Genomic DNA, 19,454 nt, shown 5'->3' on the forward strand with positions numbered 1-19,454 from the left:
GAGGTGCGGCCAGGGTATCGGGCGTCAGCCCGACCGTCGCGGGGGGCGGGTGGCCACCGTGCAGGCGTACAGGAAGCCGGCCGAGAAGCCGATCACGTGGACGAGGTAGGCCACCCCGGGCCCGGCCGAGTGCACCGACCACCACTGCAGGGCGAACCAGAGACCGAGCACCAGCCAGGCCGGGAACCGCAGCGGGAGGAAGAGCAGGAGTGGTACGAGCGTGGTGACGCGGGCGTGCGGATGCAGCCTCAGGTAGGCGCCGAGGACGGCCGAGATCGCCCCCGAGGCGCCGATCAGCACCCGGGTGGAGTCCGGCGAGTGCGCCTCGGCCAGCGCGAAGCCGTACGTGGCGAGCGAGCCGGCGGCCAGGTAGAAGAGGGCGAAGCGGGCCCGGCCGAGCCGTTCCTCGACGGTGGGGCCGAAGACATAGAGGAAGAGCAGGTTGCCCAGCAGGTGCAGCCAGCCGGCGTGCAGGAAGAGCGCGCTGAGCACCGCGAGCGCCGGATGCTTGCCGGGGGTCGGCCGGGCCGGGCAGCCGGGCACCGGGTCGGGGGCCTCGGCGAGCTGTTCGGCGGTCAGCGGGCGCCCGGCCAGCAGCTCGGCCGGGACGGCGCCCCAGCGCTGCTCGTACCGCTGCTCCGCGCAGACCCGGTCCTGGCCGCGCCCGTACAGCGGGTTGAGCCCGGCGGCCGGGCCGAGCAGGAAGACCAGGGTGTTGAGCGCGATCAGCGCGTAGCTGACGGCCGGGACGGGAGTTGCCGGGCGGCCGGCCCGCGCACCGGTGTGGTCGAGGACCGGGATCGCCATGCGGCCAAGCATCCCTCCGCCCGGCACGGGCGGCACCGGGCTTACGGCAGGTGGGCTACGTCCTGTCCGGTCGAGGGGTTGTCCGCGGACTCCTGGGGTCGCCCGCGAGCGGGAGTTCGCGGACCTGCCCCGGGGGCGTGTCCGGGCCGCCCGATCGCTGTGACCGGTGGTCGGGACGGTTGCCTCAGGCAATAGGCTTGGGGCGGGCATTCCCGCCTCCCGCCGCCGATGCCGGGGCTCCGGGGGGAGCGCCTGAGCCCACCCAGGGACCACCCGAGAGGACCCCCGATGACCGTCCCCGCCCTGACTGCCGAGACGCGTTGGCGCTGCACCCTGTGCGGCAACCTGACCCGTTTCGACGTGACCCGTTCCGCCCGGGTCACCGAGTTCCTCCACTTCGACCTGGCCGGCGAGTCCAAGGTGGAGGAGACCGAGGTGCTCAGCGAGACCATCGAGTCGGTGCGCTGCCGCTGGTGCAACGCGGTGGACCAGGTCGAGCTCGTGGCCCGCCCCGGGGCCGAGGACGCCGAGGCTGCCGAGGCCGCCGAGCAGGGTTGATGCCCGGCCCGTGCGGAGGGCGGCGGTGCGGGGCACGGCCGCCCGCCGCACGGGACAATACAGACAGAGCGCACGGAGCGTGAGGACGAGGGCGGCCGCCGTTGGCCGTGCCGCTGGAACAGGATCGGAGCCTAGGACGTGGTGGACGCAGCGAAGGAGCCCGCGGGGCCGCAGGGGCGGCAGCCCGCTGTGGACGCGCAGGCGCCGGACGCGGCCGAGGCAGCCCCGTCCGCGCCCGCCCCGGCCGGAGACCCGCTGTCGGACGGGACGGCCGGCGCCGAGGAGTCCGGCGGTGACGAGCCGGCGGCAGAGCACGCCGACGGGACGGCGGCGGCTGCCGAGAAGGCCGCGGAGCGGGCGTCGGAGAAGCTCGACCGACCGCTGCCCGAGGGCGTGCGCCGCCGGGTGGTCGGCCTCGCCGCGGACGCGCTCGGCGGGCTGCCGCCGGGCGAGCTGCCGCAGACGCTGCGCCAGTACGCCAAGTTCACCCCGGCCCGGCGGGCCAAGTACGCGGCCACCGCGCTGGCTGCCGCGCTGGAGTCCGAGCCGGCCTTCCGGGTGCGGATAGCGGAGCGGCTGCGGCTGGGCCAGCCCGATCTGGTCAAGGCGCTGGAGTCCGGCAGCGTGCCCGGGGCCGCCGATCCGATGGACGTCGCGGCCGCCGCCTACCTGGTGCGTTCGGCGGGCTGGAGCCGGCTGGTGTCCGAGGCCGGCGAGGAGGCGGAGCGGGCCGGCGCCGAGGGCGCGGCCGCCGAGGCGGCCCGGCTGGTGGAGAAGCTGCAGGCGGAGCTGGCCGAGGTGCGGTCCGCGGCGCGCTCCGATCTGGACCGGCAGCGGACCGAGTCGGAGGACGTCCGCAAGGAGGCCGACTCGCTGCGCCGGAAGGTGCGGTCGCTGGAGAGCGACACCCGCAGGGCCCAGGCCGAGACCCGCCGGCTCAGCGCCGAACTGGAGGCGCTGAAGACGCAGTCGGGAGCCGAGCGCAGCGCGGCCGAGAACGAGGCGCGCCGGCTGCGGCACCGGATCTCCGAGCTGGAGAACGCCGCCGAGCAGGGCCGCCGGTCGGCCCGTGAGGGGCGCAGCGTCGAGGACATGCGGCTGCGGTTGCTGCTGGACACCGTGCTGCAGTCGGCGCAGGGCCTCCAGCGGGAGCTGGCCCTGCCGGTCTCCCAGATCCGGCCGGCCGACCTCGTGGAGGCGGTGGTCCCGGGTGCGGCCTCGCCGCACGACGTGGCCCGGCGCGGGCTGGCCGAGGACGATCCGGCGCTGCTGGACCAGCTACTGGCGATCCCGCAGGTCCATCTGGTGGTGGACGGCTACAACGTGACCAAGACCGGCTATCCGGCACTGCCGCTGGAGCAGCAGCGGATCCGGCTGCTGGGCGGGCTGGCGATGCTGGCGCAGCGCACCCAGGCGGAGGTCACCTGTGTGTTCGACGGCCAGGACCTGGACGTACCGGTGATCATGGCGCCGCCGCGCGGGGTCCGGGTGCGGTTCAGCCGGACCGGGGAGACGGCGGACGAGCTGATCAGGCGCCTGGTGCGGGCCGAGCCCCAGGGCCGGCCGGTGGTCGTGGTCTCCACCGACCGGGAGGTCGCGGAGGGCGTGCGCAAGGCGGGTGCGCGCCCTGTCGCCTCGGTGCTGCTGCTGAACCGGCTGGCCCGGCCGTAGGCTGTCCCGGGCCCCGCCGGACGGGGTGACGCCTGGTCAGCGCGGGGCTTGCGGTGCTGTGGCGATCTCGTGAAGTCATGGCGGCGGGGCGGAGTTCACGCCAACGGGGGAGTGGCGCAAAGCCTGGATCTTCACTAGGGTCTGGCGTCAAACCTATTTTCCGGATTCTCACTCGATTGGGTGAGTCCGTAAAAGGAAGGAGCCGGTCACTTGGCCTCCCACCGCCGTCCCAAGCAGCCGAGCCGCGCGCGGGTCTCCGTGCTCACCGCTGCCGCGGCGACCGCGGTCGCCCTCTCCGCCCAGGTCGCCGCCCACGCCGCGCCGACCCCGTCCCCCAAGAAGGAGGACGTGAAGGCGCAGATCGACCAGCTCCAGGAGGAGGCCGAGCAGGCGACCGAGAAGTACAACGGCGCCAAGGAGCGGGCCGACCAGCTCCGCAAGCAGGCCGACCAGCTCCAGGACCAGGTGGCACGCGGCCAGGACCAGATGACCCAGCTTCAGGGCGGGCTGGCCGCGGTGGCCGGCGAGCAGTACCGCACCGGTGGCATCGACCCGTCCGTGCAGCTGATGCTCTCCTCCGACCCGTCCGGCTACCTGGACAAGGCCTCCAGCGTGCAGCAGGCCAGCTCCAGCCAGGCCGACGCGCTCAAGGGCCTCCAGGACCAGCAGCGCCGGCTGGACCAGCAGAAGACCGAGGCCGCCGCGATCCTCGCCTCGCTGGACACCACGACCAAGGACCTGAACCAGTCCAAGGCCGAGGTCAACAAGAAGCTGAAGGAGGCCCAGGACCTGCTGAACTCGCTGAGTGCGGCGGACCGGGCCGCGCTGAAGGCCGCCCAGCAGCAGGACGACCGGGCCTCGCGCGGTAGCGAGCGTGCCGACCTCGGCAGCCTGCCGCAGGCCTCCGGTCTCGCCGGGGCGGCCGTCTCCAACGCGATGAGCAAGCAGGGCTCGCCGTACATCTGGGGCGCCACCGGCCCGAGCACCTTCGACTGCTCCGGCCTGATGGTCTGGGCGTACGGGAAGGCCGGCGTCTCGCTGCCGCGCACCTCGCAGGCACAGGGCAACGTCGGCACCCGGGTGCCCTCGCTCGCCGAGGCCCAGCCGGGCGACCTGATCATCTACCGCGACGACCGCAGCCACGTCGCGATGTACATCGGCAACGGCATGGTGGTGCACGCGCCGCACACCGGCGATGTGGTGAAGGTGATGAAGGCCGACGCGATGAAGATCAACACCATCCGCCGGGTCTGACGGACCGACACGCCCAGGGGCCGGGATCCGGCCCTGTGATCCGCGCCACCTCCGAGCGGGGGTGGCGTCGGTGTTCCCGGCCGTATGTGAGAAATGATCAGCTCCGCGTACGGCGCCCGTCACACCCGGTCATATTCACAAATGAACTTGGGTATTCTTCCGTCTTTTTTCTGACAAGGATTTGAACGGATCACGGTTCTGTTACTAGGGTCGTGCCTCGAACCACCGCACAGTCGATCACCCAGCCTGGGTGGCGGCGGGGGTTTACCGCCGAGTTCGTGAAGCAGCGGGACGGGTCGCAGACCGGTCCGACGGGGAGCCCAGCAGTCGGGGGCGCTGTGGAGCGGAGCCGGGGAACCAATGTTCCTCCGGGGTGAATCGGCGCCAGGTCGGCCGCTGGAACGGCCGGTGAGGCGTCGTAGGGCACGCTTCCGGCCCGAACCCGTCAGCTCACCCGGTAGGCGGGCGTTGGAAGAAGGAGTCCGCCTTCGTGGCGTCCCATCGTCGTCCCAAGCCTGCCGGCCGCGCCCGGGTCTCGATCCTGACCGGTGTCGCCGCCGCTGCCGTCGCCCTCTCCGCGCAGTCCGGCGCCCACGCCGACCCGACGCCGACCAAGGACCAGGTCAAGGAGCAGGTCGACCAGCTCAACGAGCAGGCCGAGCAGGCGACCGAGAAGTACAACGGTGCCCAGGCCAAGCAGCAGGAGCTGCAGAAGCAGGTCGGCGAGCTCCAGGACCAGGTGGCCCGTCAGCAGGCCTCGGTGACCGAGGCCCAGGGCGGCCTCGCCGAGATCGCCGGCGAGCAGTACCGCAACGGCGGCATATCGTCGACCGTCCAGCTGATGCTCTCGTCCAGCCCGGACAACTTCCTGAACCAGGCCGGTGCGCTGACCCAGGCCAGCAGCACCCAGTCCGGTGCGCTGAAGGACCTCCAGGAGCAGCAGCGCAAGCTCGACCAGGACCGCAACGAGGCCCAGGCCAAGCTCGGCGAGCTGGAGACCACCACCCAGCAGCTGAAGGCCTCCAAGGAGGAGGTCCAGGGCAAGCTGGCCAAGGCCCAGGACCTGCTCAACACGCTGACCGAGCAGGAGCGCCAGGCGCTGCGCGCGGCCGAGGAGAAGGCCGCCGCCGAGGCGAAGGCCAAGGCGGACGCCGCCAAGGCCGAGGCGAAGGCCAAGGCCGACGCCGACCGCGCCTCCCGCGACAACAGCCGCACCGACCTCGGTGCGTCGTCCTCGGCGCCGGCCGCCGCCAAGCCCGCCGCGCCGGCCGCCAACGGCTCGCGCGCCGCCGCCGCGATCGCCGCCGCCGAGAGCAAGCTCGGTTCGCCGTACGTCTACGGCGCCACCGGCCCGAGCTCCTTCGACTGCTCCGGCCTCACCGGCTGGGCCTATGCGCAGGCGGGCGTCTCGCTGCCGCGCACCTCGCAGCAGCAGGCCGGTTACGGGACCAACGTCGGCACCAACATCGCCAACGCCCAGCCCGGCGACCTGATCATCTACCGTGCCGACGCCAGCCACGTCGCCCTGTACGTGGGCGGCGGGCAGGTCATCCACGCGCCGAAGCCCGGTGCGGTGGTCCGGTACGAGACCGCCACCATGCTGCCGATCTCCGCCATCGTGCGCGTCTGATCCGCATCGGCCCCGACAGGCCCGGCCTCCCCTCGTGGGAGGCCGGGCCTGCGGCTTTTCCGGCGGCTCGGGCAGATGTCCGATTGAGGGTCAAATATTCGGGTTGGGAGGGGTTTGGACTCGATCGCCCGGACTCGCTAACGTCTGCCACCGGACTCCCGCTCACGAGCCGCCCACCCCCGGTGCGGCGGCGGGGCCGGGCCGCAGGATTGGAGCCACCGTCGCATGGCCGTGCACCGCCGTTCCCCGCTGTCAGGAGCGCACGCGCTCGCCCGTGCGCTGGTGCTGACAGCGGCGGCCACCACCGTGCTCGGTATGGCCGGTGGCGGCACCGCCCAGGCCGCGCCGGGCTCGCCGGACACGCCCTCCAGCCGCAAGGACGTCAAGGCGCAGGTCGAGCAGCTCTACGACGAGGCCGAGCAGGCCTCGGAGAAGCACAACGCGGCGCTCGACGCCCAGCAGCGGCTCCAGCACGAGACCGGCACCCTCCAGCAGCAGGTCGCCGTCGCCCAGGACGAGCTCAACCAGCTGCGCGGCGACCTCGCCACCGTGGCCGGCGCCGAGTACCGCGGCGGAGGCATGACGCAGACCGTCCAGCTGATGCTCTCCACCGACCCCGAGGGCTACCTCTCCCGGGCCCGCAGTCTGGACCAGGCCGCCGAGCGGCAGAACGAGACGCTGCACGAGGTGGTGGCCCGTCAGCGCCGGCTCGACCAGCGCCGTGCCGAGGCCTCCGCCAGGCTCTCCGAGCTGGACCAGACCCGCCGCATCCTGGCCGACAGCAAACAGCAGATCCAGCAGCGGCTGGCCGAGGCGCAGAAGCTGCTCAACAGCCTGGGCGCCGGCGAACGGGCCCGGATGGCCGCCCAGGACGCCCGCGAGGCCGAGCAGCGCGCCACCCGCGGCACCGACCGGCTCGACCTGGGCACCGCCCCGCCCGCCTCCGAACGCGGCGCCGCCGCGCTGGCCGCCGCCGTGAAGATGATCGGCTCGCCCTATGTGTACGGATCCACCGGGCCCCGCGCGTTCGACTGTTCCGGTCTGATGTACTGGAGCTGGCGGCAGGCCGGAGTGACCCTGCCGCGCACCTCGCAGGCCCAGGCGTACGCCGGTCAGCGGGTCAGCATCTCCGACGCGCGACCGGGAGACCTGGTGATCTTCTACCGGGACATGCACCACGTCGGCATGTACGCCGGCGGCGGGGTGATCGTGCATGCCCCGTACCCGGGTGCCAAGGTCCGGTACGAGAGTGTCAACGCGATGCCCGTCGCGGGGGTGATCCGGCTCTGAGCCGGTCCGGGCCGAGACCTTCCTCCACCGCCGCCGGGGCACGCCGCTGCACGCTGTCCCGGCGCGGTGCCCTGCTGCTCGCCGCCGGCGGGCTGGCCCAGCTCTCGCTGCCCGGGGCCGCCCCGGCGGCGCCCGCGCGGGCGGTGGCGGACCAGCAGGCCGAGGTGACGGCACTGCTGGCCGAGCGCGCCCGGGCCCTGGCCGCCGGGCCGTCCGCGCTGCCGCTGGCCGAGGCGGGCTACCGCAACCTCGTACTCGGCCCGGCCGGCGCGCCGGACCGGCTGAGCGCCACCGCCGAGCTGGCCGTCCGGGTGGCCGGGTACGACGAGTACCCCGTGGTGTACCCGCGCCGGCTCGCGCTGCTGCGCACCCCCGGCGGCTGGCGGGTCGAGCGGGAGGAGAGCGCCGGGGGCCCGCCGCCGTTCTGGGACCTCGGCACCGTCGCGCCCGCCCGCGGTGAGCACACCCTGGTGCTCGGCCTGGCGGGCGGACCGGACGCGGCCGGGCTCGCCGCCGTGGCCGACCGCGCCGTCCCGGCCGTCGGCGCGCTCTGGGGCACCGGCTGGGCGGGCCGGCTACTGCTGGAGCTGCCCGCCACCGAGGCACAGTTCGCCCGGCTGCTGGAGGCCGACCCGGCCGCCTGGACCGGCATGGCGGCCGTCACCACCGCGGCGCCCGGCGCGCCCTGGCACACCCCGGCCGACCGGGTGCTGGTCAACCCCGAGGCGTACGGCGGGCTCAGCGACTTCGGCCGTCAGGTGGTGATCACCCACGAGGCCACGCACGTGGCGACCAGGTCCGACACCCGCTCCTGGACGCCGCTCTGGCTCTCCGAGGGCGTCGCCGACTGGACGGGCTACCGGGGCTCGGGCCGCTCCCCGCAGCAGATCGCCCCCGAGCTGGCCCGCGACGTCGCCGCCGGGAGGCTGCCCACGGCGTTGCCCGCCGACCAGGACTTCACCGCCGGCTCCGCCGGCATCGCCCAGGCCTACGAGCAGTCCTGGCTGGCCTGTGAGCTGATCGCCCGCCGTCACGGGCCCGAGCGGCTGGTCGCCCTCTACCGTGCGGTCGGCGCGGCGGGCCGGGGGGACGGCCGGGAACAGTGGCTGGACCGCGTGCTCCGGGCCGAACTCGGCCTCGGGCTCGCCGAGTTCACCGACCTCTGGCTCGCCGAGGTCCGGCGGCTCAAGGGGTAGGCGTCGTCCGGCCGGTCTCGCCGGGCGCGCGATCGACCGGACGGTACCGCGGGCCCGTCCGCCGCGGGCAGGAGCGAGGATCCGTCCGCCGCCGGAGGGACCTAGCGCCGCTCGCCGGCCGTCGGCCGGTCGATGCCGTCCAGCAGGTCCTGCTCGTACGCGATACCCGGCCGCACCGGGTAGGCGGAGGCGGGCTCCGGGCGGGCCAGCACCACGGTGGGCGGCAGCTGCTCGGGGCCTCGGGTGGAGCGCCAGAGCCGGATGCAGGAGAGCACGGTGGCGGCCACCAGCAGCAGGTTGCGCAGGGTGAGCCAGGTGATCGCCCACGGCTCGCTGCCGACCACCTCGCTGAACATCAGCGGGAACTCCACCAGGGTCAGCGGCGTCGCGGCCAGGATCAGCAGCGCCACCGGCCGCTGGCTGCTGCCGCGTACGGTCAGGCAGACCGCCGCCACGCCGACCAGCCAGACCAGGTACTGCGGGCTGATCACCCGGCTGGTCACGGTGAAGATCAGCAGCGCGGTCAGCGCCGCGTCGTACATGGTGGCGGCGTTGCGGCGCTTGGCGGTGAAGCGCCAGAGCAGCAGCCAGGCGAAGCCCAGCAGGGTGCCGGCCATCATCACCTTGCCGACCACGTTGACCCACGGCCCGAGCATCTCCACCGAGCCGTAGTTCATCATCACCTTGCCGTCCCAGGCCCCGGCGATCCGGGCGAAGTGCAGCGGAAGCGCGCCCACCGACTCCACCTCGACGCCACGGTCCTTCTGGAACGTCAGGAACTCGAACGCGCCGTTCATCCCGGCCGCGAGCAGGAAGCCCACCGAGACGGCGGTGGCCGCAGCGGCCGTCCAGGCGCGGCGGGTGCGCCGGCCGGACGGGGTGCCGATCAGGCCGATCAGCGGCCAGATCTTGATGATCCCGCCCAGGCCCAGCAGCAGTCCGCCGATCGCCGGGCGGCGGATCAGCGCCAGCAGGCCGGCCACCGCGACCGCGGTGACGATGACGTCGTACCGGTTGTAGATCATCGGGCCGAGCAGCGGGACGCCGGCCACCCAGACCCAGGCGCCGGTCAGCGCCCGGCCCTTGCGCAGCCCGGTCCGCACCAGCAGGGCCATCGCGGCGGCGTCCGCGATCCCGCAGATCACCCAGAAGGAGACCAGGTACGACCAGGGCAGCAGCCCCGGCAGCATGATCACCAGAGCGGCGCCGGGCGGGTACTGCCAGGTGACGTCGTCCAGCGGGAAGGTGCCGGTCTGCAGGACGCCGTACCAGCCGTGGTAGATCAGCCAGACGTCGGTGGTGACGTCCCCGCCGGGCATCCGCAGCACGCCGGTCACCAGCAGGAGCAGCAGTGCCCGGGTGGCCAGCCAGCTTCCGCCGAGCGCGCAGAGCGCCCCGGCACGCCCGGCGGGGCGGGCGGGGGCCTGGACGGGCTCCCGGCGGACGGCCAGGGCCGTGCCGGGGCCGTCGGCGCCGCTGGGGTTACCGGACTCGGTGGCCGGGGCCAACTCCACTGCGCTCCCTCGTTCGTCTCGGACGTCCCACCGGAGGCGTCGCGAGACGGACGCCCGGGCGGTCGGTGTCGGGCACTGCGCCGTCGTCCGGGCGGGCCCCACCGGCTGCCTAGGTACTAGGACAGACCCGGGGGTGAAACGGTTGCCGTGCACGGTTCCGTTCCCGGCGGGTCATGGTGTTGACCTATCGTACGGATCACCCAGCGGTACACCGAGCACCCCCCGACCGAGCGAGCCGTGGCCTGATGCACAAGACCTTGATCGTCACCAACGACTTCCCGCCGCGACCCGGCGGTATCCAGGCCTTCGTCCACAACATGGCTGTCCGTCAGCCCGCCGGGAGCATCGTGGTGTACGCCTCGACCTGGCGCGACGGCAGCGAGGTCGCCCGGTTCGACGCCGAGCAGCCGTTCCCGGTGATCCGCGACCGGACGAAGGTGATGGTTCCCACACCGCGGGTCACCCGGCGGGCCGCCGAGATCCTCCGGGCCGAGAAGTGCGACTCCGTCTGGTTCGGCGCGGCCGCCCCGCTCGGGCTGATGGCGCCCGCGCTGCGCCGTGCCGGGGCCGGCCGGCTGCTCGGCATGACGCACGGGCACGAGGCCGCCTGGGCCCAGCTCCCGGCGGCGCGGCAGCTGCTGCGCCGGATCGGCGCGGGCACCGACACCCTGACCTACCTCGGCGAGTACACCCGCTCCCGGATCGCCGGCGCGGTCGGCCCGGAGGCGGCCGCGCGGATGGTGCAGCTGCCGCCGGGCGTGGACGAGCAGACCTTCCACCCGGAGTCGGGCGGCGCCGAGCTGCGCCGCCGGCTCGGCCTGGCGGACCGGCCGGTGGTGGTCTGCGTGTCCCGGCTGGTGCCGCGCAAGGGCCAGGACACCCTGATCGAGGCGATGCCGCAGATCCTCGCGGACGTGCCGGACGCCGTGCTGCTGATCGTCGGCGGCGGCCCGTACCGGGCGGATCTCGAGAAGCTCGCCGACGCCCGGGGCGTCCGCGCCTCGGTGCGCTTCACCGGGTCGGTGCCGTGGGAGGAGCTGCCCGCGCACTACGGCGCCGGGGACGTCTTCGCGATGCCCTGCCGCACCCGCCGGGGCGGGCTGGACGTCGAGGGCCTGGGCATCGTCTACCTGGAGGCCTCGGCGACCGGCCTGCCGGTGGTGGCCGGGGACTCCGGCGGTGCGCCGGACGCGGTGCTGGAGGGCGAGACCGGCTACGTGGTGCCGGGCGGCTCGCCGGCCGCGGCGGCCGAGCGGATCGTCCGGCTGCTGAACGACGAGGAGCTGCGCCGACGCCTCGGCGAGGCCGGCCGGCGCTGGGTGGACCGGTCCTGGCGGTGGGACCTGCTGGCCGGCCGGCTCACCTCGCTGCTGGCGGGCTGAGCGCACGCCCAAGGGCCCCCGCCGAGGCGGGGGCCCTTCGCGTGTGGCCTCAGCGCTGGTAAATGGCCTCGACGTCGGCCGCGAAGTCCTTCAGCACGACGTTGCGCTTGAGCTTGAGGGAGGGCGTCAGGTGCCCGCTCTCCTCGGAGAAGACGGTGTCCAGCAGGCGGAACTTCTTGACCGCCTCGGCGTGCGACACGGCCGCGTTGCCGTCGTCCACCGCGGCCTGGAGGGCGGCCAGCAGGTCAGCGTCCTCGCGCAGCTCGGCGACGGTGGCGGTGGCCGGCTTGCCGTTCAGCTCCTTCCACTTGGGGAAGAAGTCCTCGTCGACGGTGACCAGGCAGCCGATGAACGGCTTGCGGTCGCCGACCACCATCACCTCGCCGATCAGCGCGTGCGCCCGGATGCGGTCCTCGATCACCGCAGGGGCGACGTTCTTGCCGCCCGCGGTGACGATGATCTCCTTCTTCCGGCCGGTGATGGTCAGGTAGCCCTCGTCGTCCAGCGAGCCGATGTCGCCGGTGGCGAACCAGCCGTCCTGCAGGGCGTCCGCGGTGGCCTGCGGGTTGTTCCAGTAGCCGGTGAAGATCTGCGGGCCCTTCAGCAGCACCTCGCCGTCCTCGGCGATCCGCACGGCCGAGCCGGGCAGAGGCTGGCCGACGGTGCCGATCTTCGGCTTGTCGTGCGGGTTGAAGGCGGTGGCCGCGCAGGTCTCGGTCAGGCCGTAGCCCTCCAGGACGGTGAAGCCGATGCCCCGGTAGAAGTGGCCGAGGCGCTCGCCGAGCGGGGCGCCGCCGGAGATCGCGTGGGTGGCCCGGCCGCCGAGGGCGGCGCGCAGCTTGCTGTAGACCAGCTTGTCGAAGACGGCGTGCTTGATCCGCAGGCCCAGGCCCGCACCCCCGCCGTCGAGCGCCCGGCTGTACGCGATCGCGGTGTCGGCGGCCCTGTCGAAGATCTTGCCCTTGCCGTCGGCCTGGGCCTTGGCACGGGCGGTGTTGTAGACCTTCTCGAAGACTCTGGGCACGCCCAGGATCAGCGTCGGGCGGAACGACGCGAGCTCGGCCGTGACGTCCTTGATGTCCGAGACGTGGCCGAGCTTGATGGGGGCGATCGCGGCGGCGATCTCGGCGATCCGGCCGAGCACGTGCGCGAGGGGGAGGAACAGCAGGACGGAGCCCTCGCCGGTCCGGAACAGCGACTCCATGCGGGCCGTCACGTTGCCGAGCTCGGCCAGGAAGTTGCCGTGGGTCAGCTGACAGCCCTTGGGGCGGCCGGTGGTGCCCGAGGTGTAGACGATGGTCGCGACCGAGTCGGAGGTCGCCACCGAGCGGCGCTCGTCGAGGGTGGTGTCGGAGACGTGCTGCCCGGCCTCGGCCAGCGCGGCCAGGGCGCCGGCCTCGATCTGCCAGGTGTGCTTCAGCTCCGGCAGGCGCTCGCGGACCTGCTCGACCACCTCGGCGTGCCGGTCGGTCTCGGTGAGGACGGCCACCGCGCCGGAGTCGCCGAGGATCCACTCGACCTGCTCGGCGGAGGACGTCTCGTACACCGGCACGGTGATCGCGCCGGCCGACCAGATCGCGAAGTCCAGCAGCGTCCACTCGTACCGGGTGCGGGACATGATGCCCACCCGGTCGCCGGGCTCGATGCCCGCCGCGACCAGGCCCTTGGCCGCGGCGTGCACCTCGACCAGGAACTGGGTGGCGGTCAACTCCTGCCACTGGCCGTCCACCTTACGACTGAGCACCGCGACGTTCGGGTGCCGCTCGGCGTTCTGGTGCACGAGGTCGGAGAGGTTACCGCCGCTCGGTACCTGGTAGAGGGCCGGAAGGCTGAAGTCGAGCAAGACTGCTCCTCGTTCGCGACGCTGCGGGACGGCAGGACGTTACTGCCCGGTAGGCAGCTTCGACCAGGGGGGTCGGCTCCGGTGTTCGAAGTGTCACACCTTTACCCGGTCCGACCAGGCCGTGACCGGGTCGTTCGAATGGCACCCTACGGCAGCCCCGGGGTGACCGACCGGTAGCCTGCCACGCCCCCGGAGCCCGGGCCCCGGCGGCGTGGCAGGCCACCGGGCCCTGGACCGGAGGGCACCCCCGGGCGCGATAGCCTGCTCCGGGCGCACCCGACCGAGCAGGCTCGGCCGGGCCGGCAGCAAGGGACGACGCGGAGGGCCATTCCATGGCGGAGCACACCAGGTCGAGCATCACCATCGACGCGACCCCGGCAGCGGTCATGGCCGTGATCGCCGACTTCGCCGCCTACCCGGCCTGGACCGGCGAGGTCAAGGAGATCGAGGTACTGGAGAACGCCGAGAACGGCCGCGCCGCCCAGGTGCGCCTGCTGCTCGACGCCGGCGCCATCCGCGACGAGCACGTCCTCGCCTACACCTGGGACGACGACCGCGAGGTCAGCTGGACGCTGGTGCGCAGCCAGATGCTCCGCTCGCTGGACGGCTCCTACGCGCTCGCCCCGCTCGACGGCGGCCGGACCGAGGTCACCTACCAGCTCGCCGTCGACGTCAAGATCCCGATGCTCGGCATGATCAAGCGCAAGGCCGAGAAGGTCATCATCGACCGGGCGCTGGCCGGCCTGAAGAAGCGCGTCGAGGGCTGACGCCCGGAAAGCGGGGCAGCACGGCATGACGGCCACACGCACCATCCTGGTCAGCGGCGACGCTGCGGCGCCCATGGTGGCCGCCGCCACCGCCCTGCACGCCGCCCGGCAGGGTCACCGCACCCTGCTGCTGGCCGCCGACGACCCGCACCGCGCCCTGGACACCGTCCTCGGGACCCGGCTGGAGGCCGAACCCGCCGCCTACGCGCCCGGGCTGACCGTGGCCCGGGCCGACGAGCAGGCCGCCTTCCGGCACGCCCTCGGCGAGATCGGCGGCCGGCTCAAGCCCGCCCTCGACCTGCTCGGCGCCGAGCCGCTCGACCCCGAGGAGCTCACCGCGCTCCCCGGCACCGCCCGCCTCGCGCTGCTGCGCGCCCTGCCCGCCGCCGACGCGGACGTCCTGGTGGTGCTCGCCCCGCCGCCCGCCGAACTGATCGGCACGCTCGCCCTGCCCGAGCAACTGGAGCGCTACCTGGCCCGGCTCGTCCCCGAGCAGCGCCAGGCCGCCCGGGCGCTGCGCCCGCTGCTGGCCGGCCTCGCCGGGGTCCCGATGCCCGCCGACTGGCTGTACGAGACCCGGACCAAGGCGGCCGCCGCGCTCGCCGAGGCCCGCGCCGCGATCACCGCGCCCGGCACCAGCGTCCGCCTGGTCACCGCCGCGGACGGACACCCGTACGAGGAACTGCGCCGGATCCGCGCCGGGCTGGCCCTGCACGGGCACCGGCCGGACGCCGTCGTGGTGCACGGCGCACTGCCGGACGGCGCCGCCGACTCGCCCGACCCGTGGCTGGCCGGGCTGGCCCGCCGCAGGCAGGAGGAGCTGGCCGCCCTGGCCGCCGCCGGCGACGTGCCGGTGCTGGTCACCGGCCTTGCCGAGGTCACCCTGGAGGCTGTCGCCGACCGTCTCTACGGGGCCGGGCCCGGCCCGGCGCCGCTCGCCCCCGAGCCGTGGTCGGTCGAGGACCGGCTGGCCGAGGACGGCCTGCTGGTCTGGCACCTCGCCCTGCCCGGCGCCGACCGGGCCGATCTGGACCTGGTGCGACGCGGCGACGAGCTGGTGGTCGGCCTCGGCGCCCACCGGCGCGTCCTCACCCTGCCCTCGGCGCTGCGCCGTTGCACCGTCGCGGGCGCCGGCCTGCACGACGGGGCGCTCGCCGTCCGCTTCGCGCCGGACCCAGCGCTCTGGCCGCGCGGCTGAGACTCCCGGGTGGCCAGGGGCTTCCGAGCGGCCCCGGGGGTGCGGGCCCGGTCCGGTAGCGTCGGGGCCAGTGGCCGCAGGCGCGGCCGGAGCCGAGGAGACGCCCGCGATGACCACCGCCGACGACCGCACCGAGCAGGCCGCCGAGCACCCCTTCGGCCCGGAGCTGGGCCCGCTGGTGGACGAGGTCCGCCGGTTCGCCGGCGCCGTCGGTCAGAAGGCCCAGGAGGCCGGCGCCGAGACCCTGATCTCGCTGGCCGGCCTCGCCGACCGCCTGCGCGAGAAGCAGCCCGACGTGTACGAGCACCTGGCCGCCGCGGGCAGCGGGCTGGCCGCGGCCGGCGGCGAGCTGCTGGCCGCCTACCGGGCCGCCGTGGCCGGTCACGAGCACCGCTGGACCGCCGGCGAGGGCGCCCGCAGCGAGCGGATCGATCTCGACACGCCTGACGGGCCGTCCGACAAGCTGTGAAGCCCTGATCCCGAAAGAGTCACCAAGCGGCTGCGTGCTGCGACGGTGCGGGTAAGAATGTACGACTTTTGAAGGGGATCGGCGAGCTTGGACGTCGATTGTCTTCGGTTAATGTATGCGACGGTGTATACGGGGGCAGGGTTGGGCGGTACCGTTCCGTCCAGCGGGAACGAGTGAATAGCTGAGGGACACATGGCTCTGACCATCGGCGTCGACGTCGGCGGGACCAAGATCGCGGCAGGCGTGGTCAACGAGGCGGGCGAGATCCTGGCCCGGACCAGGGTGCCCACCCCGGCCGACCCGCAGTGGGCGGTCGACGCCATCGCGCAGGCCGTGCGCGAGCTCAAGGAGCAGTACCCCGACGTGGTCGCGGCCGGCGTCGGTGCCCCCGGCTTCGTCGACCGCGGCCGCTCGACGGTGATCTTCGCCCCCAACATCGACTGGGAGGACGAGCCGCTGCGCACCCGGATCGAGGAGCTCACCGGCCTGGACACCGTGGTCGAGAACGACGCCAACTGCGCCGCCTGGGCCGAGTACCGCTTCGGCGCGGCCGCCGGGCACGACGACATGGTGCTGATCACCGTCGGCACCGGCATCGGCGGCGGCCTCGTCCTGGACGGCCGGATGCACCGCGGCCGGTTCGGCGTGGCCGGCGAGATCGGCCACCTCAACATGGTTCCCGACGGCCTGGCCTGCGGCTGCGGCGGCAGGGGCTGCTGGGAGCAGTACGGCTCGGGCCGGGCGCTGCGCCGCTACGGCCGCGAGAAGGCCGCCGCCGACCCGATCCACGGCAAGCGGATGCTGGAGCTCAACGACGGCGTCGCCGAGACCATCCGCGGCATCCACATCACCCAGGCCGCCGAGGAGGGCGACCCGCTCGCCCTGGAGTGCTACGCCGAGCTGGCCGACTGGCTGGGCCGGGGCATGGCCGACCTCGCCGCGCTCTTCGACCCGGGCGTCTTCGTGCTCGGCGGCGGTGTCTCCGACTCCGGCCGGCTGCTGCTCGACCCGGTCGCCAAGGCCTTCGAGTACTACCTGACCGGCGGGGTGCACCGCCCGCGCGCCGAGGTGGTGCTCGCCTCGATGGGGTCGGCCGCCGGCATCTCCGGCGCGGCCGACCTGGCCCGCACCGTCTGACCCCACCAACGCGCACGCCGGCGGCGGCGCGGCCACGGCCTCCGGGCCACGGCCGTGCCGCCGCCGGCGCGTGATCCCCCGCCCTCGCGTTCCCCGGTGCCCTGTCCCCGCGTTCCCCCGCCTTCGTGTTCTCCCGCCGCCGGGCCCTCCCGCTGCCGTACGGTCGTCAACGGATCACCACCGGACGCCAGGGGAGGACCGCCATGACGAGTGAACCGACGAGCGCCGGCCCGGCCGGGCTGCCGCCGCCCGGGCCGGGGCGGCTGCGGCTGCTCAGCTACAACGTCCGCTCGCTGCGCGACGACCGGCACGCCCTGGTCCGGGTGATCCGGGCCTGCGAACCGGACGTGGTCTGCGTCCAGGAGTCGCCGCGCTACTGGCGGCCGGAGGGCCAGGCGGCGTGGCTCGCCCGGCAGACCGGCACGGTCGTCCTGTCCGGCGGCGGCCGGACCGCCGCCGGACCGCTGCTGCTCGGCCGGCTGGGGGTGGACGTGCTCGGCGTCCACGACCGGCTGCTGCCCAAGACCCGCGGCCTGCACGCCCGCGGCTTCGCCAGCGCGGTCGTCAGGGTGGCCGGCTCGGTGCCGTTCTCCGTCACCGCCTGCCATCTGAGCCTGGACCGGGCGGAGCGGTACGGGCAGTTCGAGCTGCTGCTCGACCAGCTGAGGCTCACCGAACTCGGCGTGGTGGCAGGCGACTTCAACGAACACCCGGACGGCCCCGGCTGGCGGCTGCTGGCCGGGCGGCTCCAGGACGGCCATGTGGTCGCGCCCTGGGGCGGCGAGTTCACGTCCGTCCCGGAGAACCCCTACCAGCGGATCGACGCCGTCTTCGCCACCCCCGGCGTACGCGTTCTCGCCTGCGGCGTCCCGCACGGCCTGCCCGGCGTCACCGAGGCCGACCTGCGGGCCGCCACCGACCATCTCCCGGTGCTCGCCGTCCTGGAGCTGCCGGTCGGCTGAACGGCGGGCGGGGCCGGCCGGGAGTCAGACGACCGCACCGCCGTGCGGGTCCTCGGGCTCGTCCTCGTCGCGCTCCTTCATCCGGACCACCAGGGTGACGAAGCCGCCCAGGAAGGCCGTCACCCCGACCCAGGCCGGCCAGCCGGAGACCTCGCGCCAGACCACCGCGTCGAACAGCAGCAGCGCCGGGCCGCCGAGCACGGCCAGCCACGCGAACTTGGCGGTGACGTCCGCGGCGGGCAGCGGCGGCGGCTCCGGCGGGACGAAGTGGCCCTCGTCCGTCTCCTCGTCCAGCTCGAAGTCGCGCGGGCCGGAGGCGGCGGCCGGCATCACGGGCTTGGTGGAGCGGGGGCGGGGTTGCGGCGCCAGGTCGGAGAGGTCGTCCGGGTCGGTGCGGCGGTCGGTGGCGTCCTTGAAACCGCCCTTCAGCTCGCCGCGCGCCCTGAGGTCCTCGATCTCCGGCCAGTTCGGGTTGTTGAGGTCGACGGGGTCGTCGAACTGGGCGACCAGCGCGGCGAAGATCTCGTCCTGTTCGGCCTGGCTGCGTTCGGGCGCGCGCCGCACCCGGGGCGGCTCGGCGGCGCCGGTGGCGCCCTTGCCGGCGTCCGCACCGGTGCCGGGGCCACGGTTCGCGCCGGTGTCCTTACCGCCGTCGGCGCCCTCGGCGGCGTCGGCCTTCTCGTTCTCCGCGTCCTCGCGGGGCGCCTCGTCCTCGCCGCCCGCCGTGCTGCTCTCGTGCACTTCCGGCCCTTCAGCCTTGGTGATCGTCGGATTCGACCCGGGTGACGCCCGCCGCGTGTGCGGGAGCCAGCCGTCGGATGAAGTCCCGGCTGGCCGTGAATATTTCCGCCGCGTCGTGGTCCAGCGTCGCGACGTGGTAGCTGCGCTGGCACAGCCGCTCCGTCACGTCGGTCGAGGATATCCGGGCCAGCACCAGTTCCGAGTTGGCCGGCGAGACGACGTGGTCCTGCGGACTGTGGAAGAGCAGCACCGGCTGGGTCACCTGCGGCAGCCGGCCCTGGACGTCCTTCCAGAGCCTGGTCAGCGACCAGGCCGCGTGCAGCGGTGTCCGGTCGTAGCCGAGCTCGGCCGAGCCCGGGCGGGCGATGTCGTTGGCGATCCCGGGCAGGCTGGGCACCAGGTGACGCAGCACCGGAAGCAGCACACTTGCGGGGTTGTCGGAACGCACCGACGGGTTGACCAGCACCAGCCCCGAGACGGCCGGCCCGTGCACGGCGGCCAGCCGCAGCGCCAGCGAGGAGCCCATCGACAGGGCGAAGACGAAGACCTGCTCGCACTCGGCGGACAGCGCCAGCAACTCCCGCTCGACCTCGGCGTACCAGTCCTCCCAGCGGGTCACCTGCATGTCCTGCCAGCGGGTGCCGTGCCCGGGCAGCAGCGGCAGTGCGACGGTGTACCCGGCCGCGGCCAGCTCCTCGGCCCACGGGCGCAGCGACTGCGGCGAGCCGGTGAAGCCGTGGCAGAGCAGCACGCCCACCGGTCCGCCCCGGTGGCGGTACGGTTCGGCACCGGGCAGCAGCGGCATGGCGGGCTCCTTCGCGGGCGGGGACGCTGAGAAGAGGACGCGGGAAAGGGCGGTACGGCAACGGCAGGCTGCGGAAACCGCATCGTCCCATGTGCCCGCCCACGCCGTACACCCCCGCCGTACACCCCCTCCGGACGCCCCGCCGGGGCGGGGCGGGGCGCGGGCGGCCGCCGCGGGGCATTAGGATCGACCGGTCCGCATAACAGGAGGCCCGGGTTGTTCTACCGACT

17 protein-coding genes and 1 riboswitch are annotated in these 19,454 nt (G+C 74.1%); of the genes, 12 read left to right on the forward strand and 5 right to left on the reverse strand.

What is annotated here, in order from left to right; genetic code table 11:
- Positions 1 to 24 precede the first annotated feature (24 nt).
- Entirely contained in the window at positions 25 to 807 is a 783-nt protein-coding gene (locus tag ACZ3YO_RS01155; protein ID WP_465563220.1) for a rhomboid family intramembrane serine protease, read from the reverse strand.
- A 288-nt stretch (positions 808 to 1,095) separates the two neighbouring features.
- On the opposite strand from ACZ3YO_RS01155, the gene ACZ3YO_RS01160 reads away from it, so the two are divergent.
- The 6 genes from ACZ3YO_RS01160 to ACZ3YO_RS01185 all read left to right on the forward strand — a co-directional run bounded on the left by ACZ3YO_RS01160 (position 1,096) and on the right by ACZ3YO_RS01185 (position 8,406).
- Positions 1,096 to 1,365, forward strand: coding sequence for a hypothetical protein (locus tag ACZ3YO_RS01160; RefSeq protein WP_396319421.1), 270 nt, complete (start codon positions 1,096 to 1,098; stop codon positions 1,363 to 1,365).
- 255 nt (positions 1,366 to 1,620) lie between these two features.
- On the forward strand, positions 1,621 to 3,036 hold the full coding sequence (locus ACZ3YO_RS01165) for an NYN domain-containing protein (protein WP_465564126.1): 1,416 nt from the start codon (positions 1,621 to 1,623) through the stop codon (positions 3,034 to 3,036).
- A 210-nt stretch (positions 3,037 to 3,246) separates the two neighbouring features.
- A complete protein-coding gene (locus tag ACZ3YO_RS01170) occupies positions 3,247 to 4,290 on the forward strand; it encodes a C40 family peptidase (RefSeq protein ID WP_465563223.1) in 1,044 nt (347 codons plus the stop codon).
- Between the two features lie 324 nt (positions 4,291 to 4,614).
- A riboswitch (cyclic di-AMP (ydaO/yuaA leader) is annotated at positions 4,615 to 4,770 on the forward strand.
- A gap of 10 nt (positions 4,771 to 4,780) precedes the next feature.
- Positions 4,781 to 5,920 (forward strand): C40 family peptidase, encoded by a 1,140-nt coding sequence (locus tag ACZ3YO_RS01175; protein ID WP_396319419.1) that lies wholly within the window; start codon positions 4,781 to 4,783, stop codon positions 5,918 to 5,920.
- Between the two features lie 225 nt (positions 5,921 to 6,145).
- Positions 6,146 to 7,210 carry a C40 family peptidase gene (locus tag ACZ3YO_RS01180; RefSeq protein ID WP_465563227.1) on the forward strand — a complete coding sequence of 355 codons (1,065 nt, stop codon included), beginning with the start codon at positions 6,146 to 6,148 and terminating at the stop codon, positions 7,208 to 7,210.
- 143 nt (positions 7,211 to 7,353) lie between these two features.
- Complete coding sequence (locus ACZ3YO_RS01185; protein WP_465563230.1) at positions 7,354 to 8,406, forward strand: gluzincin family metallopeptidase; 1,053 nt, start codon at positions 7,354 to 7,356, stop codon at positions 8,404 to 8,406.
- Between the two features lie 101 nt (positions 8,407 to 8,507).
- Here ACZ3YO_RS01185 and ACZ3YO_RS01190 read toward each other — a convergent pair whose 3' ends face one another.
- Positions 8,508 to 9,920 (reverse strand): glycosyltransferase 87 family protein, encoded by a 1,413-nt coding sequence (locus ACZ3YO_RS01190; protein ID WP_465563233.1) that lies wholly within the window; start codon positions 9,918 to 9,920, stop codon positions 8,508 to 8,510.
- Positions 9,921 to 10,165: 245 nt separating this feature from the next.
- Here ACZ3YO_RS01190 and ACZ3YO_RS01195 point away from each other — a divergent pair, with 245 nt between their 5' ends.
- Positions 10,166 to 11,302, forward strand: coding sequence for a glycosyltransferase family 4 protein (locus ACZ3YO_RS01195; RefSeq protein WP_465563236.1), 1,137 nt, complete (start codon positions 10,166 to 10,168; stop codon positions 11,300 to 11,302).
- Between the two features lie 49 nt (positions 11,303 to 11,351).
- On the opposite strand, the gene ACZ3YO_RS01200 is transcribed toward ACZ3YO_RS01195, so the two are convergent.
- Positions 11,352 to 13,145, reverse strand: coding sequence for an AMP-dependent synthetase/ligase (locus ACZ3YO_RS01200; RefSeq protein WP_465563239.1), 1,794 nt, complete (start codon positions 13,143 to 13,145; stop codon positions 11,352 to 11,354).
- A gap of 332 nt (positions 13,146 to 13,477) precedes the next feature.
- Here ACZ3YO_RS01200 and ACZ3YO_RS01205 point away from each other — a divergent pair, with 332 nt between their 5' ends.
- The 5 genes from ACZ3YO_RS01205 to ACZ3YO_RS01225 all read left to right on the forward strand — a co-directional run bounded on the left by ACZ3YO_RS01205 (position 13,478) and on the right by ACZ3YO_RS01225 (position 17,678).
- Positions 13,478 to 13,912 carry an SRPBCC family protein gene (locus ACZ3YO_RS01205; RefSeq protein ID WP_465563242.1) on the forward strand — a complete coding sequence of 145 codons (435 nt, stop codon included), beginning with the start codon at positions 13,478 to 13,480 and terminating at the stop codon, positions 13,910 to 13,912.
- Positions 13,913 to 13,937: 25 nt separating this feature from the next.
- Entirely contained in the window at positions 13,938 to 15,110 is a 1,173-nt protein-coding gene (locus ACZ3YO_RS01210) for an ArsA family ATPase (protein ID WP_465563245.1), read from the forward strand.
- Positions 15,111 to 15,219: 109 nt separating this feature from the next.
- On the forward strand, positions 15,220 to 15,579 hold the full coding sequence (locus ACZ3YO_RS01215) for a DUF5304 family protein (RefSeq protein WP_465545631.1): 360 nt from the start codon (positions 15,220 to 15,222) through the stop codon (positions 15,577 to 15,579).
- 192 nt (positions 15,580 to 15,771) lie between these two features.
- On the forward strand, positions 15,772 to 16,716 hold the full coding sequence (locus ACZ3YO_RS01220) for an ROK family glucokinase (protein WP_396319410.1): 945 nt from the start codon (positions 15,772 to 15,774) through the stop codon (positions 16,714 to 16,716).
- 203 nt (positions 16,717 to 16,919) lie between these two features.
- On the forward strand, positions 16,920 to 17,678 hold the full coding sequence (locus ACZ3YO_RS01225) for an endonuclease/exonuclease/phosphatase family protein (RefSeq protein ID WP_465563250.1): 759 nt from the start codon (positions 16,920 to 16,922) through the stop codon (positions 17,676 to 17,678).
- A 24-nt stretch (positions 17,679 to 17,702) separates the two neighbouring features.
- On the opposite strand, the gene ACZ3YO_RS01230 is transcribed toward ACZ3YO_RS01225, so the two are convergent.
- Positions 17,703 to 18,419, reverse strand: a complete 717-nt coding sequence (locus ACZ3YO_RS01230) for a hypothetical protein (protein WP_465563252.1) — start codon at positions 18,417 to 18,419, stop codon at positions 17,703 to 17,705.
- Between the two features lie 10 nt (positions 18,420 to 18,429).
- Positions 18,430 to 19,224: an alpha/beta hydrolase gene (locus tag ACZ3YO_RS01235; protein ID WP_465563254.1), complete on the reverse strand. Its 795-nt coding sequence runs from the start codon at positions 19,222 to 19,224 to the stop codon at positions 18,430 to 18,432.
- Between the last annotated feature and the right edge of the window lie 230 nt (positions 19,225 to 19,454).

The sequence above is a fragment of the Kitasatospora sp. NPDC022785 genome (assembly GCF_055561295.1).